This window comes from Robertmurraya sp. FSL R5-0851 (assembly GCF_038002965.1).
Classification (GTDB): Bacteria; Bacillota; Bacilli; order Bacillales; family Cytobacillaceae; genus Robertmurraya_A; species Robertmurraya_A beringensis.
Genome location: NZ_JBBOOE010000001.1, coordinates 3096263 through 3121137, shown reverse-complemented (window position 1 = coordinate 3121137; position 24875 = coordinate 3096263). Strand labels below are relative to the sequence as shown.

Genomic DNA, 24875 nt, shown 5'->3' with positions numbered 1-24875 from the left:
TATCTCGTGACAAATATGGTATAGTGATGGTAATAATGATAGTAATCCGATGTCTTTATTGACGTCGGTTTTTTACATGGCTGTTTTCGTAAAGTTTGTTGGTTTGGAAAAAACCTAGAAGCCGGATTTTTCCCCGTATAATGCTAAGTTTTATTGGTCTATTTTGAGAGTAGCTCTTTTCTAAGGTGATAAAATCCAGATTGGCTGTTGAACATATAGTTTATTTCCGAAAAAGTGTGTAGATAGCAACAATGTTTTAGAAAAGAGCCTTTTACATAAAGGAGCGTTTGAATTGGATATTTTATTTCTCGGTACGGGCGCAGGAGTTCCCGCAAAACATAGAAACGTAAGCTCTCTTGTACTGAAGCTGTTGGATGAGAGAGGGACCCTTTGGATGTTTGACTGTGGTGAGGCCACTCAGCATCAAATTTTACATACGTCTGTTAAGCCACGCCGCATTGAAAAGATATTTATTACTCATCTTCATGGCGACCATATCTATGGCTTGCCTGGTTTATTGTCCAGTCGTTCCTTCCAAGGCGGAGAGTCACTCGTAACGGTATATGGACCTAAGGGGATAAAAGATTATGTAGATATTTCTTTGCAAGTAAGCGGAACGTATTTAAAGTACCCTCTAAAGATCGTAGAAATTGAGGAGGGGATTGTTTTTGAAGATGAGCAGTTCAAAGTTGAAGCTCGTAAATTGGAGCATGGAATTCCATCATACGGATATCGAGTGGTGGAGAAGGACCGTCCAGGCTCTTTATTAGTAGAAAAGCTACAGGAAGCAAAAATCCCACCTGGTCCTCTATACAAAAAAATTAAGGCTGGAGAAAACGTTGTTTTAGAAGATGGAACTATCATTGATTCTTCCGAGTTTCGTGGTGAAGACATAAAGGGAAGGATCGTAACGATTTTAGGTGATACAAGACTATGTGACAACGCCAGTTTACTTGCAATAAACGCTGACCTTCTCATCCACGAGGCTACGTTTTCTAGGGGAGAGGAACAGCTTGCGTATGATTACTTTCATTCAACGACTACACAAGCCGCACAGGTCGCGCGAGACGCTGGTGTGAAACAACTGTGTCTTACTCATATTAGCTCAAGATACGACAAAAGAGCTTCGCAATTACATGTGGAGGAAGCGAGAGAAGTGTTTCCGAATACCGAAATCGCTGATGATTTTAAAGAAATTACGATTCCTGTACACAAATAAATCGGGTACAATAGGGTCCCGATTTATTTTAAGAGAATTACGTATTGTTGTTACGTAAATCTTTTAAGCGATATTTCGTCCCTCTCCAAATAATGCCCCCTCTTTTAAAGGTTAAGAAGCTAGCCCGAATGATGGAGTAAATAAACAACATGGAAGTAAATGGAAAGAGGAGAAACATCCATGGCGAATAGGTTGTCATTCTTTTAATAATCATGGCGTAAATCCATGCGAGCAAAAAAATATTCCCGATGCTCAAATACATTATGATAGGTTCCAAGGAAAATAGAGTAAAGAAGGGGAGTACCTGTGACACAAATACTCCGAAAATCGCAAACATCACCATGCTAATTCGGTAATGCAGTCCCGCAAACGTATTTTTCTCTAAGCCAATAAGTGCCTCTTTTAAAGTGGAGTACCATTCAACCTCAAGAAGTGTCAAAGCCGTTACCATTCGATGTCTGAATCCCATTTCCTTCATCTTTTTTCCAAGCATTAAATCATCATCCGGACGCATTTTAATGATTTCGTGAGTTCCTAACCTCTCATAAGCATCTTTCCTCACTAGATTAAATGCTCCAATTCCTATTCCCACCTTGGAACGAGGATGATTCGCAAGCCAAGGACGTTTAAAGTAGGAGAAACCAAACATAAAAAAGGCAATAAAGCTATTCAACCATAATCGCTGCCCTCGTAAATTAGGAGCAGCTGTTAAGTGATCTAGTTCATGTGTCATAAAATAATGAACGGCTTTTGCGATTGCATCTCTGTGATAGATCACGTCTGCATCTGTGAATAAGAGAAGTTCTCCTCTTGCTTGCTTTGCTCCAACATACATCGCGTGATTCTTCCCTAACCATCCTGGTGGAAGATCTGTGATGTGGATCACGTTTATATTTTTATTTTCAGACTGAATCTCGTTCATAATGTTAGGAGTGTGATCGGTTGATCGGTCGTTCACCAAAATCCATTCCAAACGATCATAACTCTGCGAAATTTGACTTTGTAGGCTTTCTTTTACTCCTTTTTCCTCATTACGTGCCGCAACAATAATAGACACTAGAGGACCGACCTTAGACGCTGGTTCGTTTTCGAGACGATCGATTCTCTGTAGTCCCATCTTTGCATCAATAAAGATCAGAAGCCAAACTACAATGCTGATAGCTAATAAGGAAGACACCATTAGAAATAAGGACATCAAAACACCCTTTTATTTGTAAGTAGTTATATTACAGTTTTGATTATACTTGTTCTATAGGAAAGAACCAATCAAATACTCTCTAATGGAATCCCCTAAGTTATAATAAAAAAGGAGTTCCGCAAATACAGAACTCCTACTAAGAGCAATTGCCCCCTATAACGCTTCTAGCATAATTCCGCAAGTTACAAGATAGGCCATACCACTAACAAGAAGTACCACCCCAGTAATAGCAAAAGCCAAATCACTACTCATCCGTTCCACTAGAACAGTATTAAGCACATTTAGGATAATTAAACCAACACAAAACGCTAATGTAATCCACAGTACGTTTACCCCCAAATATGCTCCCACCCTTAAAAAAATTAAATACTTAAAATTAGTTTTCTCTCTTACTAGCTTTCTATACACAGTGTTGGTAATACAACGAAAAAATTCAAGCTATAGGGTTTGAGTAATTCATATGCTAATTTTGGTTCTGTATTATGGTTCAAGTTAGTCTCTCAAAGAAGCCGCCTTTGTCTGTAAACCTCCAACGATTTCACTGTTACTTTTGTTCTTCTTACCTTTTAAACATCCAGACCTAAAACTCGATTCATTCTAAATCTCCTTTTCAAAACCTCAAATTACCAGTAACCTCAAATTCCTGATTTTAGGAGTTTTCGATATTCTTTTGGTTTATTATTATTGATCTTTTTAAAATGTTTATAAAAAGTTACCTTTCAAGCTGGTCTTGTATAATGCAGAGGGGATAAATTCTAAAAAAAGAGATTATTCTCTGATAGCCGTGTTAAGTAACGGGGTGCATTGATTCTAGAAGGATTAATGCCCTTTTTATTGAATACTATTATTTATCCGAAGGTGTTTAAAAAGTAATTTGAATAAGCGTATCATAGTAACAGCAGTTTTTTCCTTTTTTATTTCTTAGATTGAAAATTTTGGGTGTTTAAACAAAGGGGAGAGTCAATATGGAAATAGTATATTTTGCAGGTGGATGTTTATGGGGAGTACAAGCTTTTATAAAAACTTTACCTGGAGTTAAGTTTACAGAAGCGGGAAGAGCTAATGGAACAAGTCAAACACTTGATAGTGATTATGATGGTTACGCCGAATGTGTAAAAACAGGATTTGATCCGACGGTTGTATCGATCAAGGAATTAATGGGATATTTTTTTGAAATTATTGATCCGTACAGTTTGAATAAACAAGGACAGGATGTTGGTAAGAAATACAGAACAGGAGTGTATAGTGAAAAGCCTGAGCACTTAATAGAGGCGAGGGCGTTTCTTAGTGAGAGAAATGATTATGACCTTATAGTTGTTGAAGTATTACCTCTTTCAAACTATGTGAGAAGTGCAGAAGAACATCAAGATAGGTTAGCTAGATGTCCAAATGATTATTGTCATATTCCAGAAGAAATATTAAACAGATATAAGTAGACCCAATACCTATAAAAAACGCCTGGACCTCCTGAGATGTAAAGCGAGGCAGGTGTTTTTGGTGTTTTACTGCATTAAAATATTTGCTGTGGCGGTCCTTTTTTCTTCTTCCACAAAAGGGCAACATCCAAGTCATGTGGAGTGTGTAAACAATAAACAGATACCACCAACGAAGTGGTACCTGATTTTAAAAATCTCACAAACTCCTCTGAACACTTTCCATCTGCTCTGCAATCGCCTTCCCCATCCGTTTTGACTGAGCTGTCGCCTCTTTAATACATTCCACAAACGCTTCTTGAACCCCGTGAGCAGCAAGTACTTTTAAACCTGCTTCTGTTGTTCCTCCAGGACTTGTAACCGCATGGCGAAGCTCCTGTGGCGTTTTAGTCGTCTTGGCTACCATTTGTGCGGCACCAATTAAGGTTTGAACAATTAATTGTTGGGCCATTTCTCGCTCTAAGCCTATTTCGACGGCGCTTTTTTCCATCGCTTCGATCAAATAATAGATATATGCAGGGCCACTACCGGATAAGCCTGTGACGGCATCTAATTGGTGTTCCTCTACAAAAGCTGTCATTCCCACTGTACCAAAAAGCATTTGCACATTTCTTTTTTGATCGTCATCTACTTTATCATTGACAGCAATTGCTGTGGCAGATAGGCCTACTGTTGCTGATGTATTAGGCATCGCGCGAACGATTGCTAGCTGCTTTTGTGAGAGTAATTCAATCGAATCCATTGAGACACCTGCTAAAACAGAGACAATCAACATGTTTGACTTTAATAAATGCCGTACTTGTTCAATGGAGGCTGCAGCATCCTTTGGCTTCATCGCAAGTAGAACCATGTCTGCTCCTTCCAATAGTTCACGATGATCATACGTGGAGCTGACGCCGTATTGCTCGTGAAGTGTTGCCAGTCGATCTGCATTGCTGCGATTGGTCACCCATATTTTTTCTGGGCTAATTAATTGATTTTCCACAATCCCCGCAATTAATGCCTCTGACATTGATCCTGCTCCGATAATCGCTATTTTCTCCACGTTTCTTCCTCCTAAAAATCCATTTATAAAAACAAAAAAGACCCTTCATCCTAACAAGGACGAAAGGTCTTAGCTTCCGTGGTACCACCTTCATTTTCATTTTTACGCGTTCACGCATAAATGAAACTCAAATCCGTTAACGCCGGAGAACACGGTTAGGTTTACCTAACAGCTCATAAGGTAGGTTCGGTGGGTAAGGGACGGTAAAGCCTCTCAGCCGGTGAGCTTTACTCTCTTTCGTCTTTTGCCACGTACTGGTCTTATTCATTGCCACTTTAACGCTCTAAATGATTTATTAGTGATTATGCAAGATAACAAGCTCTTTTGTCAAGAGGAAATATCGCCCGATTTTTCAAATTTTTCAAAAAACAGTATATGAAAATAATGACATCCTTGATAACATTGGGTAAAATATAAATATGTACTATTGTTATATAACAATTATAATCAAGGGGTTTGAATATGACAGAATGGCGTGATGGAATTGCAAAGCTGGTTTTACCTACTCCTTTTCCAGTCGGCGATGTGAACGTGTATGTAATAAAGGGGGAACGCTTGACATTAGTAGACGTAGGTCCAAATACGGAGCAAGCATTTATATCGCTTCAAAATCAACTGGCTCAACTAGGTCTCCAGCTAACAGATATCGAACAAGTCATACTGACCCATGATCATCCGGATCATGCAGGCTTGCTCGATTGGTTTTCTCCTCATTTAGAGGTTTATGGACATGCTAACAATGAACGCTGGCTAAATCGAACCGAAGAGTTTTATCATGACTACGACTCTTTTTATCGGCAGCTGTTTGTGGAATGTGGCATTCCGGACAAGTATTATGATCCTTTTATCGGTGGAATGAAACAAATGCTTTTGTTTTCCTGCAACCGATCGTTAACAGGTACGCTTTCAGAGGGGGATGTTCCAATCGGATTATCTGAATGGACGGTCATTGAAACGCCTGGTCATGCCCAAAGTCAGATCGGTTTATTTCGTAAAAAGGATGGGGTGCTGATTGGGGGAGATCTTTTATTGGCGCATATTTCAGCGAATCCACTTCTCGAGCCTCCGCTCCCAGGAGAGAGAGAACGTCCAAAGCCACAGTTGCAAGTCAATGATTCCTTACAGAAGCTTCTTACCTTTCCTATTCGTCTTACTTATGCGGGACATGGTGAAGAGATAACAGATGTTCATGGTCTGGTTGAAAAGCGACTATCTCATCAAGTTTTACGCGCTGAGCAAGTGAAGGAATGGCTGGAGCGGGAATCTATGACCGCTTTTCAAATATGTGAACGTCTATTTCCTTCCGTCTACAAGAGACAGCTGGGGCTAACCATTTCTGAATCCATCGCACAGTTAGACTATTTATTAGATGGTAAGAAAATAAAAGCCACAAAGGTAAAGGACACCTTTATTTACAGTGCAATCTTATAATGATAATGAGGCTCCTTCCTATATAGGTAAGGAGCATCATTTTACCCTTTTTGGGAAAGAGTTTTTTTCCATAGTAGAGATTGTAAAGCAGAGTAGTTTACTAAAATCGTCCCTAATAAAATGGTAACGGCACCAATACCGGTATACCATGTCATTTCTTCATGGTAGAAGGTGACACCTAATCCCACTGCGATAAGCGGTGAAATATATAGCCATGTGGAAGGGAACACAGGATCCGTTTTTGTCACAAGCCAATAATAAAGGCTATGTCCAATCATAGATCCAATGATGATTAGATATATTAGGGAACCAATAGATGCCGTGTGAACCAAAGTTAAGGGTTGAACCTTCTCTGTTATCAAAGACAGTAGCAATAAAAGTAAACCACCGTACATCATTTGAACGGCGTTTAATACAAGGGGAGAAGCAATGATCTTCTCTTTCACCCGTTTGGTATAAATTGTACCTGAAGCATAAAAGACTTCACCTAAGACGATTGCTAGACATCCCATGATCCATAAGAAATGTACGTTTAAAGAAATGCTCGGTAAAATTAACACGATTACGCCAGCCAAACCAATTATACATCCTATCGTGGATGTATAAGATGTTTTCTGCTTTAGTAATATTGTGGATATGATTAAAATCATCATCGGTCCAGTTGCCGATAGAACCGCTGCTACCCCTGAAGAAACGTATTGTTCTGCCCAATATAATGTGGCGAAAGTTCCGAATGTTAACCCCACCCCTGTGAAAAAGAGTTCTTTTCTAAAAAGAATTTTTAAAGAAACCTTTTCCTTCCACCTCATAAATAGAAATAATAGAATCCCGGCACTGAAAAATCGAACACCAGCACCGAAAAACGGTGGTATTCCTGCATCGACCCCTATTTTAATCGCTAAAAAGGTGGTTCCAAAGATAAAGCACATGAGTAAATAAAATAAAATAATCATTTTCCATTCCTCCTTGCGACTAATCATACCGCTAGCAGAATAGAACAGTTATGGATGAACAGAACAGATGAAGGTAAATTATGTTACAATCAACAATCATAAGGGGGTGTCTTTAATGAATAAACAGCGAAAATACCTTTTTGAGGAAGTATATGAGTATTTATGGCAAAGAATAGAGCGTTCGGACTGGAAGACTGGTGACAAGCTTCCGTCGATTCGTGAATTGTCAATGGAAATGAACGTTCACCGGTTGACCGTTTACAAAGCCTATCAAATGCTGAAGCAACAAGGAAAGGTATTTGTAAAAGATAAATCTGGTTATTATGTTCAAGGAAGTTCTACATCCCCTATAGATGGTCACTCTTTGCTTCGAGCTAATGAGAAAACATATACTCTATCTGAGATACACCAACAAAGCGTTCAATATCAGTTTTCCCAAGCATTAATTGATCCTAATTTATTGCCTAATCATTTCCTATCAGATTATGTTAAAAAGGTTTTTGATTTGTATCCTAAGGTGCTTTCCACATATTCTACCGTACAAGGGGATATGGAGCTGCGTGATACCTTGGCGACCTATTTTATTACACGTTATAAAACGCATCTTTCCCATGATGATATCCTCATCACTTCAGGCTCTCAGCAAGCACTCCATCTGATCTCTCAATTATTTATCAAACCAAGAGATACGGTGCTGCTTGAGCGCCCAAGCTATAGCGCTGCAATTGATATTTTTAAAAGCCAGGATGCCCATTTGATAGCGATCGATATTCAGCCTTATGGTTATGATTTAGAGAAAGTAGAAATGCTTATGAAACAATATAAACCCAGATTGTTTTATGTGAATCCAACTTTTCATAATCCAACTGGGTATACGGTTCCAACGGCACAACGAAAGAAGTTAGTGGAACTAGCTGAACGATACAATTGTGTAATTGTTGAGGATGATGCGTATCACGATATTTATTTCGAAAAAGCACCACCACCGCCTCTTTATACATTTGATACAGCTGGTGTCGTCATCTATGTAAGAAGCTTTTGCAAATATGTTTCACCTGGACTACGTGTGGCAGCTTGTGTTGTTCCACCTGCCATGAAGGATGGATTGCTTACGGTTAAAGGGCTTGCCGATAATGGCTCACCATTACTTAATCAAAAAATCTTTCTTCACTATTTTTCCTCACCTCGGCTGCAGCAGCACCTAGAAAAACTTAGAATCGCTCTGCAAATTCGTAAGGAAATTATGGAGGAAGAATTACAGAAGACGAATTGGAGCTGGATAAGTCCCGATGGAGGCTTAAATTTATGGGTTCAGCTTCCTGACCCCCTTCCAACAGATCAGTTGCTGCAAAAAGCGATTGAGAATTCGGTTTCCTTTGTCCCTGGATTGATTTGTGACCCTTTACAACAAGGATTTTCCTCTTCGCTTCGTTTAAGTTATTCTTACGCCAATGAAGAACAGCTAAGGGTAGGAGTAAGAAGGCTAATCGAGGTAGTTAATACGTATGCATGATTTTTTAGCTTTTTTCAAAGGGTTTGTGGTAAGTTATATTTAATGCTACATAGATAAGATGGTGATTGTATTGGATAAATTAAAAGGGAAACATATTGTTATTACAGGAGCTTCGTCAGGGATTGGAGAAAAGGTAGCACTTATGGCGGCTGAGCGTGGAGCACGGCCTATTCTTGTAGCTCGCTCCATTGACAAGCTACAAATAATCAGTGAGGAAATTAGCCGAAAAACGGGTGCGAGTCCCTTGTTTTTTCAATTGGATGTAGGTGATATTGATCAGGTTCAACAGGTGTTTTCACAGATTAAACAAGAGGTTGGCCATATCGATATTCTCGTAAACAATGCTGGGTTTGGCGTGTTTGATTCCTTCCATGAGGCCGATTTTGCTGATATTGAAAAAATGTTTCAAGTGAACGTCCTCGGTTTAATGGCTTGTACGAAAGAGGTTCTTCCTGTAATGATAGCTCAACATTCAGGTCATATCATTAATATTGCCTCACAGGCGGGAAAGCTCGCCACTCCTAAGTCCAGTGGATACTCAGCTACGAAGCATGCAGTATTAGGATTTACAAATAGCTTACGATTAGAGCTTGCGAAATCAAATATACGTGTATCGGCGGTGAATCCTGGTCCGATTGAAACCAATTTCTTTTCCATTGCCGATAAATCAGGAAACTATGTAAAAAACGTGAATCGTTTCATGTTAAAATCTGATTATGTGGCTGAAAAAATTATTCAGTTGATGATCACGCCTAAGCGAGAATTAAATCTTCCAGGTTGGATGAATGTAGGTAGCACCATCTATAATCTCATCCCGGGTCTCGCTGAACGCTTTGTTGGCGGCTTTTTCGATAAAAAATAAAAATCACCTTGTGGGTGATTTTTTTAATTGGTTAGGTATTCGTATACGACATCATTAATGAGTTCATACAAAGCAACTTCAGCTTCTTCGGCCTCTTCAACAACCCGTTCGTACAATTTCTCATAGTCCTCTTCACTTGCCTCATGCTCGTACTGCTGAAAGCATTGCCTAATCATTTTATAAATAAGTTTCTTCTCCATTCCCGTACACCTCTTCTTTAGCCATTATAACTTATCAAAATGGACAAAAGGAAATTGAGAATAAAATTTCCATTGAAACCGAACGTATATTCGCTTAATATAAGAATATACTAAAAAGAGAACGAATGTTCCTATTTGATGTTTGGGAGAGAGAGAACACGATGATTAATTACAGTGAGTTGCCCCATCAAACGATTTTATGTGTGGACATGAAGAGTTTTTATGCTAGCTGTTCAGCCGTTATTGAAGGACTGGATCCACTTGAGTGTTATTTGGCGGTGATTGGTGATAAAGAGCGGGAGGGAAGCATTGTGCTGGCAGCCTCCCCGAAGATGAAGAAAGAGTTTGGCATTAAAACAGGATCAAGGAAGTTTGAAATTCCAAAGGATCCGAAGATTAAAGTAGTTGAACCGAAAATGGCTACTTATTTACGTATTTCCACCGAAATTACCAAGGTGTTTCATCGTTATGTTCCAAAAGAAGCTATTCATACGTATAGCGTTGATGAGAGCTTTCTAAAAATTGATGGAGCCCTTCATTTATGGGGAGATGCCTGGACGGTTGCACAGAAGATTCGTGATGATATTGAGCGAGAATTTCAGCTGCCCTGTGCAATTGGAATTGGTCCGAACATGCTATTATCGAAGCTTTGTCTTGATTTGGAAGCGAAAAAGAAGGGGATTGCTGAATGGACGTACGAGGATGTAAGAACAAAGCTTTGGAATGTTTCCCCTTTACGTGAGATGTGGGGAATCGGAAGAAGGGTAGAGAAAACATTAAATGGAATGGGAATCTTTACGGTCGGTCAGCTTGCTCGTTTCGATTTGCAAAAGCTTGAGAAAAAGTTTGGGATTATGGGAAATCAACTGTACCACCACGCATGGGGAGTGGATTTATCCGAAATTGGAGCACCTATTATGGAAGGGCAAATTAGCTTTGGAAAGAGTCAAATTTTGCTTCGTGATTATAAAGAAGAAATAGAAATTAAACGTGTAATTCTAGAAATGTGTGAAGAGGTTGCGAGAAGAGCAAGAACCCATAAGAAAGCAGGTCGAACAATCAGTTTCGGCATTGGTTATAGTCAGGACGAGTTCGGTGGCGGCTTTTACCGTTCGCGGTCGATTGAAGTACCAACGAACGTCACGATGGAGCTGTATGATGTTTGTCTACGTCTATTTGCTGAGCATTATGAAGGAAAAACGGTGCGGAAAATCTCCATCGCCCTTAGCAATATTTGTGATGATACAGACTATCAGTTAAATATTTTTGAACCGAATGGCTGGAAGGAACGAGAGCTCGGGTATGTTGTGGACCGCATCCGCAATCGGTATGGACATGGTGCTCTATTACGTGCGGTATCGTATACAGCAGCGGGAACAGCGAAGCATCGTGCCAAGCTAGTTGGCGGTCATAAGAGGTAAGGAGGAACAAGGATGATTCGAGATAGAGGAAGAATCAAGTGGACATCAATGATGCTTCCTGAGCATGTAAAGCTATTGCGTGATTGGGCGGAAGCGGATTCTTACGAGAAAGAAAAGGAGATGGATGAACAAAAGCTGGAGGAGATGAACCATTTGTTATTAACGGCAATGGAGGAGCATCAAGTGGTGATGGTCACTCATTATCGTTACCGGAAGCATGAATTAATTATCGGACAAATCCATTATTGGGATGAGTTTCAGCAAAGGCTTCATATTGTGGATCATTTTGGGGAGGTTCACCGAGTCCCCCTTTCGAGCATTGTAGATGTACAAATGAAAGAGTAAGAGCAGTCTCCAAAAAGGAAACCGCTGATTGAAGATTATTCAGGAGTTTTTACTGCGCGATCACGAGCCTGAAACTTTCCTTTATGCGATCCATCGCAAAAGGGGCGTTTAGATGAGAGACCACAACGGCATAAAGAGAACGTGGGTTTCGTTTCAAATACATTTCCGTCCATATCAATTAATTCAACCTCACCAGTGACACGTAAAGAACCGTTGTCCATTACTTTAATCTGAACCTTCGACAAACTGATCACTCCTACCAAAAAAATGTAATAATATCGTAAAGGATTCATTGCCGAAAAGCAAATCATAGGGCAATACAAAAACGCTATGTTACAATGATTATATGAAGTGGCGTAGGAAACATGATGAAAAGCTGGAGGAACAGACAATGAATATTACGATAACAGAAATAGCAGCACAAAAGATTACCGAGAAGATAAGTGGAAAGCAAGGCTTTTTGAAGCTAAAGTACGATATAGAAGGCTGTGGGTGTGTAGTAAGTGGTGTACCAACTCTATGGTTAGTGAATGAGCTGGATGAGGATGATGATACAGCCATTGAAACGAATGGGCAAACGGTTTATATCGAAAAATCAAAGGCGGTATTTCTTGATGAAGAACTAAAAATTGATTTCTCTAAAGGCTCAAATACATTCCAATTAAAAAGTGTAGGACAATACCTAAACCCAAGAATGGCCTTTGTTGATAAAACAAAATAGAACCATACAACGAGCAGATCTACTACAAAAAGTAGATCTGTTTTTCTTTTTAAAGAAAAATTAGCATTTTTTGGATGATTCTTACATTGACTGATAGTGGGGGGATGATATGCGGGATTGGCGAGGATTACTGCTAATTGGTATTGCTATTCTACTCACATCATGTCGGGCAGCAACTATAGAAGTGGCAGTGCCTTTTGAAGTAAAAGAAACCATTGTAGAAGAAAAGCTTACGGATGGTGCGATCATCATGTATACAACAACACAAGAGAATGGGGGAGAAGAATTTGACGCGTTAAGCATCGCGTACTTGGAGGGGGATGAAGAGAAGGGCTGGACGAATGAAGGCAGTAATCATTGGGAATATAAAGGGAATGCCCCACTAACCGTCTATTACAGAGACATATATGATTACAGCAGTCAGGGGAAAATTCTAAGTAAATTTCAGCTTACATATGGACAGGTTGAAAGTGCGGACATTGTATCTATTGAAGGATCAGAAACTGGCAATCAATACGTCAATTTAAAAATAATTGACATAGAAGGAAAGAGGTATTTTTTTGAAATGAAGAAGTACCCTTACATTCGAGCACTAAATAAGGAGAAGAACGTGATTGCAGAAGAGAAGCCGAGACGTTAGAAATTATAGGGTTCCGTTTTCAGGTGCTTTCTAATTAAAGGACACAATAATAGACGTATGAATTGGCATACGTCTATCCTTATTTATCAAGGTTTCCAGACGATAAATAGCTGCTGATTAACGCAACTCGGATCAAATGGGCCCGCGCTTTTCGGTTGGCGGATCAAGTTAAGCATCCGAGCTGAAAAATAGACGGAGGAATTCCGTCTAATTAGCAAATACGATAAAAAATAGCTTATTTAGACGGAGAAATTCCACCTATTGACTCAAAAAACGTGAAAAAGGGGAGATTTTTCTTGCTTAAACGGAAAATCTCCCCTTATTTACCCCGAAACGGGCTTCATTCTACATTTAACCGGAAAAACTCCGCTTATTTCTTACTTTTGCAGGTTACTCGAATAAGGACAAGACGTCTTATTTCAAAGGGAGCGAGTATTCCTTTTTTATACCAATGACGATGCCAATACGACTGTCATCTCGGCACGTATTTTAAGAAAAGCACCGGAAAACGGAACCCTATAGAAAGGTTCTTGGCTTTTTATTTATCGCTTAAAAATGGGGGAGAAAACAAAATCATGGAGAAACTCGTCAATGACTTGTTCGTAATCTTCCTTATTTTCGTTTAACGATTGAGCATGAACACCATTTTCAGCAAGATATAATTTTTTAGGTCCTTTCTTCTTTTCATACAACGCTTGCGTCATCGTTGGAAGAATAAAATCATCCTCTTTGCTGTGAATGAAAAGAATCGGTTTTTTAATCGAGTCAATAACGGTAATAGGAGCGATGCTTTGTAAGGAGTAGCGATCGCGAATTCGCAGGAACAAATCTGCGACAGGGAGAAACACCTTTCCAGGGAGTTTAAATTCTCGCTTTAAACGATAAGCAAGCTGCGCCTTAAAGTCAGAAAAGGGACAATCAGCGATGTAAAAATCTGCCCCATCCTCAAGCATTCCTGCATACAATAGCATAGTTGCTGCACCCATTGACTCTCCGTGAATACCAAGAAGGAGATGTGGACCTTGGTCCGCCTTTAACCAATCAACAATCGCTTTTAAATCAAATTTTTCATAGTGACCGTAGCTGGTGGTTTTTCCTCCAGATTCTCCGTGGCGACGATGGTCATAAATAACCGCGTTAAAACCTCTTTCGATAAACAAATTCATGTATTTAATGGAATTGAATTTGTTTTCGGTAACGCCATGACAAATAATCACGTACTTCTTTGTATGATGTGGCTCCAGCACAATGGCTTTTAATGGGTATCCAAATGGTGAGGTAATTAGTACTTCGCGTTTAGGGATTCGATCAAAATCATCAGGGTTGTAACGACCTGCTGTTTGTTCACGATCAACAACAAAAAGAGGATCCTTTGTTCTCATATACATAAGCCGATTGGTAAAGTACAAACCGAAAGTGATAAAAAAAAGAAAAAAGCCCAAAAGGAAACGGAGTGCTTTTCTCAGGCAAACATCCCTCCGATACAAAGTGTTTTACTTAATTTTACCATTCAACAGGAATTTAAAACAAAAAAAAGCTTAGAAAGCATCTCTAAGCTTTGGAATAAAGAGTATAAAAAGAGCTTGAAATGGGTTTTGGAAGATGTGGAGCGATAACATCTATTGCCTGAACAAGGAGGGGTAATTGTATACCCGTTTGAATGCCCATTCTTTCAAGCATAAAAACAACATCCTCAGTGGCTACATTTCCAGACGCCCCTGGAGCAAACGGACAACCACCAATTCCCCCAGCAGATGTATCAAAGCGGGAAACCCCTGCTTGTAGGGCAGCAAATATATTGGCAAGTGCCATCCCTCGGGTGTCGTGAAAATGGGCTGTAATAAGTGTAGTAGAAAAGAGAGTAGTAAGCTTTGAAAACAAAGAATACGATTCGTGCGGTGCAGCCATTCCGATGGTGTCTGCAACACTTAATTCATCCACCCCTGCATGAACGAATTGCTTGCATAATTGAATGGTTTCTTTTTCTTCGACTCGGCCTTCAAACGGGCAGTAAAAAGCGGTAGAAATGCATGCTCGTACAAAAACACCTTGCTCTTTTAGCTCTTTTATAAGTGGGAGAAGCTCTTCTGTCGCCTGAGCCGTTGTTCGATTAATATTCTTTTGGTTAAACGTGTTGCTTACTCCGACGAACAGAGCAATTTCTTGACAATTGGACAAGCGAGCTCGCTGAATACCCGAACGATTAGGAGTTAGGACAATAGTGCGGGTGTTAAGATCTAGGGAGTGCCAGACAATATCCTCGGCATCTTGCATTTGTGGAACCCACTTTGGTGAGACAAAGGAGGTGATCTCCATTTCTTTAATACCCGATTTCTTTAATTGGTCAATAAATTGAAGTTTTGCCTCCGTTGAGATAAAAACGCTTACATTTTGAAGCCCATCACGAGGTCCGACTTCAATAATTGTCACTTTGTTAGGTAAATCAATCGTCATGTTTTTTTCACCCCTTCATACGTTAATTGTAGAGTGATTGATTTTGAATATGCAAGAATAATAGAAATTTTCTTGGAATAAAAGAGTTTTTCTTTTTAGAAACAGAGAAGTGGTAGCGTTTACATAAAGAGAAGGGGTGAATGATGTGAAACCAATTTATACGTCTTATTTGGAGGCGGTAAAGGATATTCATGATGGTGCAACTCTTATGGTGGGTGGCTTTGGGCTTTGTGGCATTCCCGAAAATTTAATTTTAGCGCTCGTTGAAAAGAAAGTAACTGACTTGACGGTCATTTCTAATAATTGTGGAGTGGATGAATGGGGTCTAGGGCTATTACTAAAAAATAAGCAGATTAAAAAAATGATTGGGTCCTATGTGGGTGAAAATAAAGAGTTTGAGAGGCAAGTTTTGTCAGGAGAGCTTGAAGTGGAATTGACCCCACAAGGAACTCTCGCTGAGAAGATTCGAGCGGGTGGAGCTGGTATTCCGGCCTTTTATACACCGGCTGGAGTAGGTACTCCCATTGCAAATGGAAAAGAGACAAGAGCGTTTAATGGAAAAGAATATTTACTAGAGGAGGCGCTACAAGCTGATTTTAGCCTCATTCGAGCTTGGAAGGGAGATCAAATGGGAAATCTCATTTATCATAAGACGGCTCGAAACTTTAACCCCATGATGGCAGCTGCAGGGAAAGTAACCATTGCAGAGGTAGAATATTTATATGAAAAAGGAGAACTTAACCCGAATGAAATCCATACACCGAGCATTTATGTTCAGCGACTCATTGTTGGAAAACAGGAAAAAAGGATTGAAAGACTAACCGTTCAGGGCTAGAAAGGGAGTGGGGAAATGACAAATATTCGTGAAAGAATTGCAAAGAGAGCAGAAAAAGAAATTGAAAGCGGCTTTTACGTTAATTTAGGGATAGGAATGCCAACTCTTGTTGCGAATTTTATATCAAAGGATAAAGAGGTTGTTTTACAATCTGAAAATGGTCTGCTCGGGATAGGACCTTTTCCAAAGAAAGAGGAAGTGGACGCAGATTTAATTAATGCGGGGAAAGAGACCGTTACGGCTATACCAGGAGCTGCTTATTTTGATAGTGCAGAGTCATTTGCGATGATTCGAGGTGGGCATGTGGATATCGCCATCCTAGGAGGGATGGAAGTGTCCGAAAATGGAGATTTAGCGAACTGGATGATTCCAGGGAAAATGATTAAAGGCATGGGTGGAGCGATGGACCTGGTTCATGGGGCGAGAAAAATCATCGTCATTATGGAGCATACGAACAAAAGTGGTGATGCAAAAATCCTTAAAAATTGTAGTTTGCCTTTAACGGGTCAAGGTGTAGTGGACAGAATTATTACTGACAGAGCTGTCATTGATGTAACTTCTAATGGGTTAAAGTTGGTGGAAGTCGCAAAGGGCTACACGGTTAAAGAAGTGGTTGCATCCACTGAGCCTGAATTGTTAATTGATGAGAAGGTTCGATTAAATGCATTTTAGTGATGGATAGAACGATGACCGAACATTTGGTATAATATTCGTCATCAACATGTAGAGAGGGATTTTGAATGAAAAAGAAAAAACAAACTCGCCCGGCTCAAAAGAAAGTCGAAGACAAACCAGTCACACTCGGTGACCTATTGAATGTGGATCTAGTCAAACAATTAAAGAATACAAAAAATGAATTAGAGGAACAAGCTCAAGCGAAAAAGGAAGCGGAAGAGGAAAGAAAAAGAGAAGAACGCCGCCTAAAAGAAAAAAACAAAACGTTTGAAGAACTTCTAAATGAAAGTGAATTTGATTGGAAGAAATTTAAGTGATTGCATGTGTGGTCCTTCATCTTTGTGATGAAGGACCTTCCATTGTTAGACGGTCATTTTCGTATTACCGATGCTCACCATACATATTCGCTTTTGAAACTTTCTTAATAAAAGAAACCTCTTCTTCTGTTAAGGCTTGAGAGCGTACAGCCTTTGCATTGTTCTTCACTTGTTCCACCGTGCTTGCCCCAGCAACAACACTCGCAGTGGTAGGGTTATGAAGAACATATCGCAAAGCAACTTCAGTTAAAGACCGATCTCCAAAATGGTTTTTCAATTTTAATAAGAGCGAGCCTAACTCTTCCTCTGAATAATCCATAAAGCCCTTTTCCATAATTTTATTCACACCAACATCACTTAATAAACCCTTTGCAAGAGGTCCTCGTGCCACAACTGATATACCATTCTCACGAAGAACACTTAGAGCTTCCTCTTCCGGACGGCGATCAAGGATACTGTACTGCATCATTACGGATGAGATATTCGATTTACTAGCATATTCCCGAATCACATTTGGTCGGATCGAGGATATGCCATAGTATCTAACAATCCCCTCACTGCCAAGTTCTTCAAATGCCTCAATCGTTTCATCAATTGGATCATCCAAAGTTCCGCCATGAAGCTGATATAAATCAATATAATCCGTTCCAAGTCTAGTGAGACTGTCTTTAACTGCTTCCTTAATATACGTTTTACTCGGATCCCAGCTCCAACCAGCCTTATTGCTGTTCCACCGGTTTCCCACCTTAGTTGCAATAATTATCTTCTCTCGTACAGGTTTCAAAGCTCGTCCGACAACGGATTCATTTACTCCGAAGTCGTATAAGTCTGCCGTATCAAAATAATTGACTCCTTCTTCTAAGGAGGCATTGATGATTCGTTCTGCTGCAAGTGCATCTGTTCCAAGCGTCATACATCCAAGTCCTAGTTCTGTTACATACAAATCCGACTTTCCAAGACGTCTCTTTTCCATGGGATTAAGCACCTTCTTCTATAAAATAGATTACCTTCTGCTCATTATTTTACAGAAAATTTTCCATTGATGCGAAGAACAAGCCTTACTTTTTCTTTCTCTCGTCCTCGACCCAGTCTTTTACAAGAGTATAGTCTTTAGAATATTGGAGAAGTTTGTGTCGAATTTCCCATGCTTTCCCGACAAGAACGATTCCTTTTCCATGTAAGTATATTTTCATCACTTTCCTCCAAATTAAGGTATGATAAAATGTATGAGGAAACTAGCTGACTATAGAACAGGAGTGGAGACAAATGAGTTCATCCTTTGAAGAAAAAACAATAAAATCGGAAAAGATCTTCTCTGGGAAAATCATCTCGTTACAGGTAGACGATGTGGAGCTTCCGAATGGAAAATATTCAAAACGCGAGCTGATTAAACATCCCGGTGCAGTTGCGGTTATTGCGATAACGAATGACGGAAAAATCGTAATGGTTGAGCAATACAGAAAGGCTTTGGAAAGAGATGTAGTAGAAATTCCTGCAGGAAAGCTTGAAAAAGGAGAAGAACCATCTCTTTGTGCGAAGCGTGAGTTAGAAGAAGAGACAGGTTATGTATGTGAAAGCTTAGACTGGCTGATATCTTTTTACACATCACCTGGCTTCGCGGATGAACTTGTTCATTTATATGTGGCACGAGGACTAGAGAAAAAAGAAGACGCTGCACCACCAGATGAGGATGAATTTGTAACATTAGTAGAGCTAACGCTTGAAGAAGCACTAGAGTACATAGAAGAGAGAAAAATATATGATGCAAAAACAGCCTACGCTGTTCAATACTTACAACTTCAAGAGGCATTAAAGAAATGAACTCATACTTCGCCGACCTTCACATCCATATTGGGAGAACATGGAATGGGAAGGCAGTGAAAATTACGGGGTCAAAATCATTAACGTTTACAAATATTATTCAGCATGCGAGAACGATCAAAGGATTGGATATCATTGGAATCATCGATTGCCATTCACCTGAGGTCATACAAGAAATAGAAGCATTGATAAGTGGAGGGGAAGTAATAGAGGCCCCTAGAGGTGGTTTATTGTATGGAGACATGCTTATCCTTATGGGTTCTGAACTTGAAATCTATGACGATAACTGCATGGGACCTATTCATATACTAGCCTTTTTACCTGACATGGCTCGATTAAAGGAATTTTCTCAATGGCTTTCGAATCATTTGAAAAATATCAACCTAAGCTCACAGCGGATCTATGTTACAGGGCTCGAGTTGCAGAAAAAGGTGAAGGAGCTAGGAGGATTATTTATTCCAGCCCATGTATTTACTCCTTTTAAAAGCTTGTTTGGAAAAGGGGTAAAACAGACACTCACCGAGGTATTTGATCCGAACTTAATAGATGGCATAGAGCTTGGCTTAAGTGCTAATACGCAAATGGCAGACCAAATAGGTGAGCTTCACCGTTATTCGTATGTGACGAATTCAGATGCACACTCATTAGGAAAAATCGCTAGAGAGTATCAACAGATAAAAATGAAAGAGTTGTCTTTTACTAGCTTTCAGGAGGCTTTATACAACCAGGATGGTCAGTATGTGGAAGCAAACTATGGTCTTGATCCATTGCTTGGAAAGTATCACGAAACCGTATGTGCTCACTGCAATGAAAAAGTTCAGTTGTCCGATCAATCATGCGCAGCTTGTGGCCATTCAAAATTCATCAAAGGAGTTGCCACAAGAATACGAGAGCTTCAAACCTCTAAAGAGGGAAGGCAGGGGCGTCCTCCATATATTCATCAAGTTCCTTTAGACTTTATTCCAGGGCTCGGACCAAAGCTTTTTCAAAAATTACTAGATCATTTTGGAACGGAAATGGCCATTCTCCATCACGTGCCGGAAGAAGCTTTATATGAGGTTGTTCCAAAACGCGTGGCAGAATTAATTGTTGCAGCTAGAAACGGAGACCTTCATTTCCATGCGGGCGGTGGAGGAAGATATGGGAAGATCATTGAATAGAAGAGACAAAGATACTGTCTCTTCTATTTTTTTAGCTTTGAAAAAACACAAGTATCCCTAAGTGTTTTTCCATCTGCGCTTTTACTATTGTTTTTTAAGGTCGCTTCTAGTGTAAATCCGAGTTTTTCTGGAATGCTGCGACTGACGATATTATCCGGATCACAACGGATTTCGACGCGATTCGCTTGCAAATCTTTAAATACAGTTTTTATTAAAGAAGTTGTTGATTCAGTAATATACCCCTTTTTTGTAAAACGGCTATCACACCAATATCCGATCTCAAAGCAACCTGCCTCCCAATTGATTCGGTGCAGCCCAGTTGAACCAATAAATTGGTGATCCTCTTTTCTAAAAATATGAAGACGAATATCCTCTTTTAATATAAATTGTGCATACGATTTTCTAACCCCTTCTTCTACCTCTTCAAGCGTTTGACTATGATGAGCGAATGGGAGCCACTGCTGTAACTCATTAAGGGAGGCTTGAATGGCTTCATATACAAGATGACCGTCTCCAGGCATACAAGGACGAATATAGAGCCGCTCTGATTCTATTTTTTCTGGAAAATCTATTAATATAGGTTTCATTATCTTTTCCCTCCAAAAAATGAGATTTCGAGTATTATAACTGGAAAGTTATGGTTAAGGCAAGAGATTTTAGAATCTATCTAGTCATACCATTACTAGAGTTTGCATACATTTTACTAACTGAGTTGTAAGGGGAGGAAAAGCAATTGAAGAAAAGAAAATACCAGAACGTCGTAGCCATGCATTTCCGCGAGCACTCCTCGATTTATTTATTTGTCGTGGTGTTATTTCTGATGGGGGTCATCTTTGGAGCGATTATCGTCAATAGTTTAAGCTTTACCCAGAAGGAAGACTTGTTTTATTATTTGTCACAGTTTTTCGGACAAGTATCAGACGGAAAAGTAGCGGCATCAAAAGATTTGTTTTATCAAAGTTTCTTTCATAACAGTAAGTTTGTAGGGCTCATGTGGGTTTTAGGTGTATCAATTATCGGCTTGCCGATCACACTCATACTTTTGTTTATGAAAGGAATGGTTGTTGGGTTTACGGTTGGTTTTTTAGTGAATCAAATGGGCTGGGAAGGTTTTGTTTTATCATTTGTATCTGTACTTCCGCAAAATCTATTAGTTATTCCCGTTTTTATTATCGGTGCGACCCTGTCAGTAGCATTCTCACTAAAGATGATTCGAAGACAATTTATGAAAAAACAGGGCCAGCCAATCATGCCGTTGCTAGGTGGATACGTTGCAGCCTTTTTAGCCGCTCTTGTATTCATTGCGATAGCAGCTGCCATTGAGGCATATATATCTCCTTTATTAATGAAAACAATTGTTGAATCGGTACATTCTTAATAATAATTATTTTTATATGATAATATTTATTTTCGCTTATTTGTAATTATTTTATTTTGAAAGTCTATTACCATCTGTTATAATGGGTATTGACAGTGGCGAGGGAGGACTTTCGTGATGGAAAATCGAATTGATAGAATAAAAAAACAGTTACATTCGTCCAGTTACAAGTTAACACCTCAGCGCGAAGCAACCGTTCGAGTGTTATTAGAGCATGAAGAGGATCATTTAAGTGCGGAAGATGTATACCTCCTTGTAAAAGAAAAATCGCCTGAGATTGGATTGGCAACTGTTTATCGAACTTTGGAATTACTTACTGAATTGAAAATTGTTGATAAAATAAACTTTGGAGATGGAGTTTCAAGGTACGACTTGAGACAAGAAGGTGCAGCACACTTCCATCACCATTTAGTATGTATTGAATGTGGAGCAGTTGACGAAATACAAGAAGATCTACTTGAAGATGTGGAAGAAACGGTAGAGCGCCGCTGGAACTTTAAGATTAAGGACCACCGTTTAACCTTTCATGGTATTTGCCACCGCTGCCATGACAAAGTAGAGGATGAAGAATAAATCAGCAAAACCTTTTCAAATGGAAAGGTTTTTTATTTTTGTTCTTTTTTAAACAGATACTGCCCTTTAGGTATAATTCTTGTCCAAACTGGCATACCCTTTACTAGTAGGTTCTTTAAGAGAAAGAACCAATACTTTATTTTGGACTTGGGGGACACCAGAAATGAAAACGTGGTTCCAGCTCGTTTTTCAAACCTTGAAGGTATTTATCCTTTTTACCGGATGCACAATCCTCTTTTATTATGGTATTATGTGGGTAAATGAAGAGTATCAAGATTATCATCGATACGATGAACCAAACGGGACAGCGGTAAAAGTGTCAGCGAATGTAGATACTGAAAAATCTACTTGGTTTGATCGCATCGTTCTTTTTTACTTAAATGGGGAGTAATGTTAGATGGAAGATGAGTTAAAGGACTTTATGCACTTTCTAATAGTTGAAAAAGCATTAGCTAAAAATACGATTGTATCGTACGAACGAGATTTAAAAGCGTATGTAAAATATATAAAGACAGTAGAAAATGTTCAATCCATTGACGGGATCGGCCGGATTCAGATTGTACACTTTTTAGGTCATTTAAAAGAACAAGGAAAATCCTCAAGAACGATCGCCAGAAATATAGCCTCTATACGTGCTTTTCATCAGTTCTTATTACGTGAAAAAGTAGCTGAGCAGGATCCTTCTGTACATATTGAAACACCTCAGCTAGAACGAACACTTCCAAAGGTGTTGAATCTGCAAGAGGTAGAAAGATTGTTAGAGGCACCGAAGCTTACCACCCACTATGGCCTGCGAGATAAAGCAATGCTGGAGCTTTTATATGCAACAGGAATTCGTGTGAGTGAACTAATAGGATTGAATCTTGATGATGCCCATTTAACGATGGGATTTGTTCGTTGTATCGGTAAGGGAAATAAAGAACGAATAATTCCATTAGGCCGAACAGCCGCAACAGCGATTCAAGAGTATTTAAACAAGGGGCGCCCGCAATTCATTAAGAACCAACGGGAAGAATCGTTGTTCGTCAACCATCATGGAAGAAGATTAACCAGACAGGGATTCTGGAAGATTTTAAAGGGGTTAACGAAGGAAGCAGGCATTGAAAAGGATCTAACTCCTCATACACTTAGACATTCCTTTGCGACCCATCTTCTCGAGAACGGAGCAGATTTAAGAGCCGTTCAAGAAATGCTAGGACATTCGGATATATCGACTACGCAAATATACACACATGTAACGAAAACACGTTTAAAGGACGTGTATAGTCAATTCCACCCAAGAGCCTGATAGATTAAGAGAGAGTACGAATGTTCAAAAAGCTGCCATGAAAGATAGCAGCTTTTCGTTGTGTTTTATACAAAACTTCTTGTACAATGGAGATGTCAGACTTCTGACGTTGTAAGATATTGAACTGTTAGATGAATAATGGGGAAAGCTATTTGAAGAGAGTTGTAAACGGTTAATTTTAAGGAGGAAATTGAATGCCTTATCAATATAAACGGATTTTTTTAGTTGTGATGGATTCAGTTGGGATCGGAGAAGCAAAAGATGCTGAGAGATTTGGAGATAAAGGTTCAAATACATTAGGTCATATTGCAGAAAGAATGAATGGTTTACATATGCCAAATATGGCGAAGCTTGGCCTGAGTAATATTGAATCAATAGGTGGAATTGAAAAAGCAGATTCCCCGCTAGCTTACTATACAAAAATGCAAGAAGCCTCAAATGGAAAAGATACGATGACAGGTCATTGGGAGATTATGGGACTCAATATAAAAACCCCGTTTAAAGTGTTTCCGGATGGTTTCCCGGATGAATTATTAGCTGAACTAGAAGAAAAGACAGGTAGAAAAATTATTGGAAATAAGCCTGCCAGTGGAACGGAAATACTCGATGAACTGGGCGAAGAACATATGAAGACAGGTGCGTTAATTGTCTATACATCTGCTGATTCCGTTTTACAAATTGCGGCACATGAAGATATTGTTCCAATTGAAGAGCAATATAAAATTTGTAAAATAGCTAGAGAGCTAACCTTGGATGAAAAATACATGGTCGGTAGAATTATTGCCAGACCATTTGTAGGAGAACCAGGGAATTTTAAGAGAACAGCGAACCGCCATGATTATGCATTAAAACCATTTGACAGAACAGTGATGAATGAATTAAAGGATAGTAAGTTTGACGTAATTGCGATAGGGAAGATATCAGATATTTACGACGGTGAAGGAGTAACAGAGTCTTTACGTACGGTGTCGAATATGGATGGAATGGATAAGCTTGTTCAAACGCTTGATATGGATTTTACAGGCTTGAGCTTTTTAAATCTAGTTGATTTTGATGCGTTATATGGACATCGTAGAGATCCAATTGGCTACGGAAAAGCTCTAGAAGAATATGACGCTCGTTTACCTGAAGTATTTGAAAAATTAAAAGACGACGATTTGTTAATCATTACGGCTGATCACGGAAATGATCCGGTTCACCCTGGAACAGACCATACACGTGAATATGTTCCTTTATTGGTGTATTCACCTATCATGAAGGGTGGAAAAAAACTGCCGATTCGTGAGACGTTTGCAGATATTGGAGCAACCGTAGCAGAGAATTTCCAAGTGAAACTGCCAAAGTACGGTAAAAGCTTTTTAAACGAATTAAATTAAATTCTTAAAGGGGTTTT

General features: G+C 39.4%; 30 protein-coding genes. 19 read left to right on the top strand and 11 right to left on the bottom strand.

Translation table 11 applies throughout. From position 1 onward, the window contains the following. Positions 1-292 precede the first annotated feature (292 nt). The gene (rnz, locus tag MKX65_RS16110; RefSeq protein ID WP_340904549.1) at positions 293-1219 is read left to right on the top strand and encodes a ribonuclease Z; all 927 of its coding nucleotides are present in this window, start codon (positions 293-295) and stop codon (positions 1217-1219) included. Between the two features lie 37 nt (positions 1220-1256). Here rnz and MKX65_RS16105 read toward each other — a convergent pair whose 3' ends face one another. Both MKX65_RS16105 and MKX65_RS16100 read right to left on the bottom strand, forming a co-directional pair. Further along, a complete protein-coding gene (locus MKX65_RS16105; protein ID WP_340904547.1) occupies positions 1257-2414 on the bottom strand; it encodes a glycosyltransferase in 1158 nt (385 codons plus the stop codon). Positions 2415-2570: 156 nt separating this feature from the next. Then, positions 2571-2756, bottom strand: a complete 186-nt coding sequence (locus MKX65_RS16100; RefSeq protein WP_160546521.1) for a hypothetical protein — start codon at positions 2754-2756, stop codon at positions 2571-2573. Between the two features lie 626 nt (positions 2757-3382). On the opposite strand from MKX65_RS16100, the gene MKX65_RS16095 reads away from it, so the two are divergent. Further along, positions 3383-3853, top strand: coding sequence for a peptide-methionine (S)-S-oxide reductase (locus tag MKX65_RS16095; RefSeq protein ID WP_160546520.1), 471 nt, complete (start codon positions 3383-3385; stop codon positions 3851-3853). Positions 3854-4049: 196 nt separating this feature from the next. Here MKX65_RS16095 and proC read toward each other — a convergent pair whose 3' ends face one another. Then, a complete protein-coding gene (gene proC / locus MKX65_RS16090; RefSeq protein WP_340904546.1) occupies positions 4050-4895 on the bottom strand; it encodes a pyrroline-5-carboxylate reductase in 846 nt (281 codons plus the stop codon). A 462-nt stretch (positions 4896-5357) separates the two neighbouring features. Between proC and MKX65_RS16085 the strand changes: the two genes are divergently transcribed. Next, positions 5358-6326 (top strand): MBL fold metallo-hydrolase, encoded by a 969-nt coding sequence (locus tag MKX65_RS16085; RefSeq protein WP_160546519.1) that lies wholly within the window; start codon positions 5358-5360, stop codon positions 6324-6326. 41 nt (positions 6327-6367) lie between these two features. Here MKX65_RS16085 and MKX65_RS16080 read toward each other — a convergent pair whose 3' ends face one another. After that, positions 6368-7279 (bottom strand): EamA family transporter, encoded by a 912-nt coding sequence (locus tag MKX65_RS16080; protein WP_160546518.1) that lies wholly within the window; start codon positions 7277-7279, stop codon positions 6368-6370. 115 nt (positions 7280-7394) lie between these two features. Between MKX65_RS16080 and MKX65_RS16075 the strand changes: the two genes are divergently transcribed. Together MKX65_RS16075 and MKX65_RS16070 are read left to right on the top strand one after the other, a co-directional pair. After that, a complete protein-coding gene (locus MKX65_RS16075; protein ID WP_160546517.1) occupies positions 7395-8792 on the top strand; it encodes an aminotransferase class I/II-fold pyridoxal phosphate-dependent enzyme in 1398 nt (465 codons plus the stop codon). 70 nt (positions 8793-8862) lie between these two features. After that, on the top strand, positions 8863-9654 hold the full coding sequence (locus tag MKX65_RS16070) for an SDR family NAD(P)-dependent oxidoreductase (RefSeq protein ID WP_445677921.1): 792 nt from the start codon (positions 8863-8865) through the stop codon (positions 9652-9654). 23 nt (positions 9655-9677) lie between these two features. Here MKX65_RS16070 and MKX65_RS16065 read toward each other — a convergent pair whose 3' ends face one another. After that, positions 9678-9854: a YqzH family protein gene (locus MKX65_RS16065; protein WP_160546515.1), complete on the bottom strand. Its 177-nt coding sequence runs from the start codon at positions 9852-9854 to the stop codon at positions 9678-9680. Between the two features lie 161 nt (positions 9855-10015). On the opposite strand from MKX65_RS16065, the gene MKX65_RS16060 reads away from it, so the two are divergent. Then, positions 10016-11275, top strand: a complete 1260-nt coding sequence (locus MKX65_RS16060; RefSeq protein ID WP_160546514.1) for a Y-family DNA polymerase — start codon at positions 10016-10018, stop codon at positions 11273-11275. 12 nt (positions 11276-11287) lie between these two features. Next, the gene (locus MKX65_RS16055; protein ID WP_160546513.1) at positions 11288-11620 is read left to right on the top strand and encodes a YolD-like family protein; all 333 of its coding nucleotides are present in this window, start codon (positions 11288-11290) and stop codon (positions 11618-11620) included. A gap of 35 nt (positions 11621-11655) precedes the next feature. On the opposite strand, the gene MKX65_RS16050 is transcribed toward MKX65_RS16055, so the two are convergent. Then, positions 11656-11865, bottom strand: coding sequence for a CDGSH iron-sulfur domain-containing protein (locus tag MKX65_RS16050; RefSeq protein ID WP_160546512.1), 210 nt, complete (start codon positions 11863-11865; stop codon positions 11656-11658). A 146-nt stretch (positions 11866-12011) separates the two neighbouring features. Here MKX65_RS16050 and MKX65_RS16045 point away from each other — a divergent pair, with 146 nt between their 5' ends. Both MKX65_RS16045 and MKX65_RS16040 read left to right on the top strand, forming a co-directional pair. Further along, the gene (locus MKX65_RS16045) at positions 12012-12341 is read left to right on the top strand and encodes an iron-sulfur cluster biosynthesis family protein (protein WP_160546511.1); all 330 of its coding nucleotides are present in this window, start codon (positions 12012-12014) and stop codon (positions 12339-12341) included. Between the two features lie 109 nt (positions 12342-12450). Then, a complete protein-coding gene (locus MKX65_RS16040; RefSeq protein WP_160546510.1) occupies positions 12451-12981 on the top strand; it encodes a hypothetical protein in 531 nt (176 codons plus the stop codon). Positions 12982-13523: 542 nt separating this feature from the next. Here the strand turns inward: MKX65_RS16040 and MKX65_RS16035 are convergent. Further along, the gene (locus tag MKX65_RS16035) at positions 13524-14447 is read right to left on the bottom strand and encodes an alpha/beta hydrolase (RefSeq protein ID WP_340906279.1); all 924 of its coding nucleotides are present in this window, start codon (positions 14445-14447) and stop codon (positions 13524-13526) included. Between the two features lie 85 nt (positions 14448-14532). Then, a complete protein-coding gene (locus tag MKX65_RS16030; RefSeq protein ID WP_160546509.1) occupies positions 14533-15435 on the bottom strand; it encodes a hydroxymethylglutaryl-CoA lyase in 903 nt (300 codons plus the stop codon). 145 nt (positions 15436-15580) lie between these two features. Between MKX65_RS16030 and MKX65_RS16025 the strand changes: the two genes are divergently transcribed. The 3 genes from MKX65_RS16025 (at position 15581) to MKX65_RS16015 (ending at position 17262) form a co-directional block, all read left to right on the top strand. Next, positions 15581-16270 (top strand): CoA transferase subunit A, encoded by a 690-nt coding sequence (locus tag MKX65_RS16025; protein WP_340904542.1) that lies wholly within the window; start codon positions 15581-15583, stop codon positions 16268-16270. A 15-nt stretch (positions 16271-16285) separates the two neighbouring features. Next, positions 16286-16942, top strand: a complete 657-nt coding sequence (locus MKX65_RS16020) for a 3-oxoacid CoA-transferase subunit B (protein WP_160546508.1) — start codon at positions 16286-16288, stop codon at positions 16940-16942. 68 nt (positions 16943-17010) lie between these two features. Next, positions 17011-17262: a YqkE family protein gene (locus MKX65_RS16015; RefSeq protein WP_160546507.1), complete on the top strand. Its 252-nt coding sequence runs from the start codon at positions 17011-17013 to the stop codon at positions 17260-17262. 64 nt (positions 17263-17326) lie between these two features. On the opposite strand, the gene MKX65_RS16010 is transcribed toward MKX65_RS16015, so the two are convergent. Both MKX65_RS16010 and mciZ read right to left on the bottom strand, forming a co-directional pair. Further along, on the bottom strand, positions 17327-18235 hold the full coding sequence (locus MKX65_RS16010) for an aldo/keto reductase (protein ID WP_160546506.1): 909 nt from the start codon (positions 18233-18235) through the stop codon (positions 17327-17329). 85 nt (positions 18236-18320) lie between these two features. Continuing rightward, positions 18321-18455, bottom strand: coding sequence for a Z-ring formation inhibitor MciZ (gene mciZ, locus MKX65_RS16005; RefSeq protein WP_160546505.1), 135 nt, complete (start codon positions 18453-18455; stop codon positions 18321-18323). 73 nt (positions 18456-18528) lie between these two features. On the opposite strand from mciZ, the gene MKX65_RS16000 reads away from it, so the two are divergent. Together MKX65_RS16000 and MKX65_RS15995 are read left to right on the top strand one after the other, a co-directional pair. Beyond that, positions 18529-19083: an NUDIX domain-containing protein gene (locus MKX65_RS16000; RefSeq protein ID WP_160546504.1), complete on the top strand. Its 555-nt coding sequence runs from the start codon at positions 18529-18531 to the stop codon at positions 19081-19083. Then, positions 19080-20243, top strand: a complete 1164-nt coding sequence (locus MKX65_RS15995; protein WP_160546503.1) for an endonuclease Q family protein — start codon at positions 19080-19082, stop codon at positions 20241-20243. The genes MKX65_RS16000 and MKX65_RS15995 overlap by 4 nt, the downstream gene beginning before the upstream one ends. A 23-nt stretch (positions 20244-20266) precedes the next feature. Here the strand turns inward: MKX65_RS15995 and MKX65_RS15990 are convergent, their stop codons facing one another. Continuing rightward, positions 20267-20830 carry a GNAT family N-acetyltransferase gene (locus MKX65_RS15990; RefSeq protein WP_160546502.1) on the bottom strand — a complete coding sequence of 188 codons (564 nt, stop codon included), beginning with the start codon at positions 20828-20830 and terminating at the stop codon, positions 20267-20269. Positions 20831-20976: 146 nt separating this feature from the next. Between MKX65_RS15990 and spoIIM the strand changes: the two genes are divergently transcribed. The 5 genes from spoIIM to deoB all read left to right on the top strand — a co-directional run bounded on the left by spoIIM (position 20977) and on the right by deoB (position 24858). Next, the gene (gene spoIIM, locus MKX65_RS15985; protein ID WP_160546501.1) at positions 20977-21621 is read left to right on the top strand and encodes a stage II sporulation protein M; all 645 of its coding nucleotides are present in this window, start codon (positions 20977-20979) and stop codon (positions 21619-21621) included. A gap of 117 nt (positions 21622-21738) precedes the next feature. Continuing rightward, positions 21739-22194: a ferric iron uptake transcriptional regulator gene (gene fur / locus MKX65_RS15980; RefSeq protein ID WP_160546500.1), complete on the top strand. Its 456-nt coding sequence runs from the start codon at positions 21739-21741 to the stop codon at positions 22192-22194. A gap of 163 nt (positions 22195-22357) precedes the next feature. Next, complete coding sequence (locus MKX65_RS15975) at positions 22358-22585, top strand: YqzK family protein (protein WP_119709010.1); 228 nt, start codon at positions 22358-22360, stop codon at positions 22583-22585. Positions 22586-22591: 6 nt separating this feature from the next. Further along, the gene (xerD, locus tag MKX65_RS15970; RefSeq protein WP_160546499.1) at positions 22592-23482 is read left to right on the top strand and encodes a site-specific tyrosine recombinase XerD; all 891 of its coding nucleotides are present in this window, start codon (positions 22592-22594) and stop codon (positions 23480-23482) included. Between the two features lie 194 nt (positions 23483-23676). Next, positions 23677-24858, top strand: a complete 1182-nt coding sequence (deoB, locus tag MKX65_RS15965; RefSeq protein ID WP_340904534.1) for a phosphopentomutase — start codon at positions 23677-23679, stop codon at positions 24856-24858. The last annotated feature ends 17 nt before the right edge of the window (positions 24859-24875 follow it).

Bases quoted from the DNA above. Each gene is read 5' to 3' on its own strand.
- fur (WP_160546500.1), top strand. From the start codon at position 21,739: ATGGAAAATCGAATTGATAGAATAAAAAAACAGTTACATTCGTCCAGT.
- MKX65_RS16015 (WP_160546507.1), top strand. From the start codon at position 17,011: ATGAAAAAGAAAAAACAAACTCGCCCGGCTCAAAAGAAAGTCGAAGAC.
- MKX65_RS16045 (WP_160546511.1), top strand. From the start codon at position 12,012: ATGAATATTACGATAACAGAAATAGCAGCACAAAAGATTACCGAGAAG.
- MKX65_RS16055 (WP_160546513.1), top strand. From the start codon at position 11,288: ATGATTCGAGATAGAGGAAGAATCAAGTGGACATCAATGATGCTTCCT.
- MKX65_RS16085 (WP_160546519.1), top strand. From the start codon at position 5,358: ATGACAGAATGGCGTGATGGAATTGCAAAGCTGGTTTTACCTACTCCT.
- MKX65_RS16030 (WP_160546509.1), bottom strand. From the start codon at position 15,435: ATGACGATTGATTTACCTAACAAAGTGACAATTATTGAAGTCGGACCT.
- MKX65_RS15990 (WP_160546502.1), bottom strand. From the start codon at position 20,830: ATGAAACCTATATTAATAGATTTTCCAGAAAAAATAGAATCAGAGCGG.
- MKX65_RS16095 (WP_160546520.1), top strand. From the start codon at position 3,383: ATGGAAATAGTATATTTTGCAGGTGGATGTTTATGGGGAGTACAAGCT.
- MKX65_RS15975 (WP_119709010.1), top strand. From the start codon at position 22,358: ATGAAAACGTGGTTCCAGCTCGTTTTTCAAACCTTGAAGGTATTTATC.
- MKX65_RS16075 (WP_160546517.1), top strand. From the start codon at position 7,395: ATGAATAAACAGCGAAAATACCTTTTTGAGGAAGTATATGAGTATTTA.
- MKX65_RS16060 (WP_160546514.1), top strand. From the start codon at position 10,016: ATGATTAATTACAGTGAGTTGCCCCATCAAACGATTTTATGTGTGGAC.
- deoB (WP_340904534.1), top strand. From the start codon at position 23,677: ATGCCTTATCAATATAAACGGATTTTTTTAGTTGTGATGGATTCAGTT.
- MKX65_RS15995 (WP_160546503.1), top strand. From the start codon at position 19,080: ATGAACTCATACTTCGCCGACCTTCACATCCATATTGGGAGAACATGG.
- MKX65_RS16105 (WP_340904547.1), bottom strand. From the start codon at position 2,414: ATGTCCTTATTTCTAATGGTGTCTTCCTTATTAGCTATCAGCATTGTA.
- MKX65_RS16040 (WP_160546510.1), top strand. From the start codon at position 12,451: ATGCGGGATTGGCGAGGATTACTGCTAATTGGTATTGCTATTCTACTC.
- MKX65_RS16080 (WP_160546518.1), bottom strand. From the start codon at position 7,279: ATGATTATTTTATTTTATTTACTCATGTGCTTTATCTTTGGAACCACC.
- MKX65_RS16000 (WP_160546504.1), top strand. From the start codon at position 18,529: ATGAGTTCATCCTTTGAAGAAAAAACAATAAAATCGGAAAAGATCTTC.
- MKX65_RS16020 (WP_160546508.1), top strand. From the start codon at position 16,286: ATGACAAATATTCGTGAAAGAATTGCAAAGAGAGCAGAAAAAGAAATT.
- MKX65_RS16010 (WP_160546506.1), bottom strand. From the start codon at position 18,235: ATGGAAAAGAGACGTCTTGGAAAGTCGGATTTGTATGTAACAGAACTA.
- mciZ (WP_160546505.1), bottom strand. From the start codon at position 18,455: ATGAAAATATACTTACATGGAAAAGGAATCGTTCTTGTCGGGAAAGCA.
- xerD (WP_160546499.1), top strand. From the start codon at position 22,592: ATGGAAGATGAGTTAAAGGACTTTATGCACTTTCTAATAGTTGAAAAA.
- MKX65_RS16065 (WP_160546515.1), bottom strand. From the start codon at position 9,854: ATGGAGAAGAAACTTATTTATAAAATGATTAGGCAATGCTTTCAGCAG.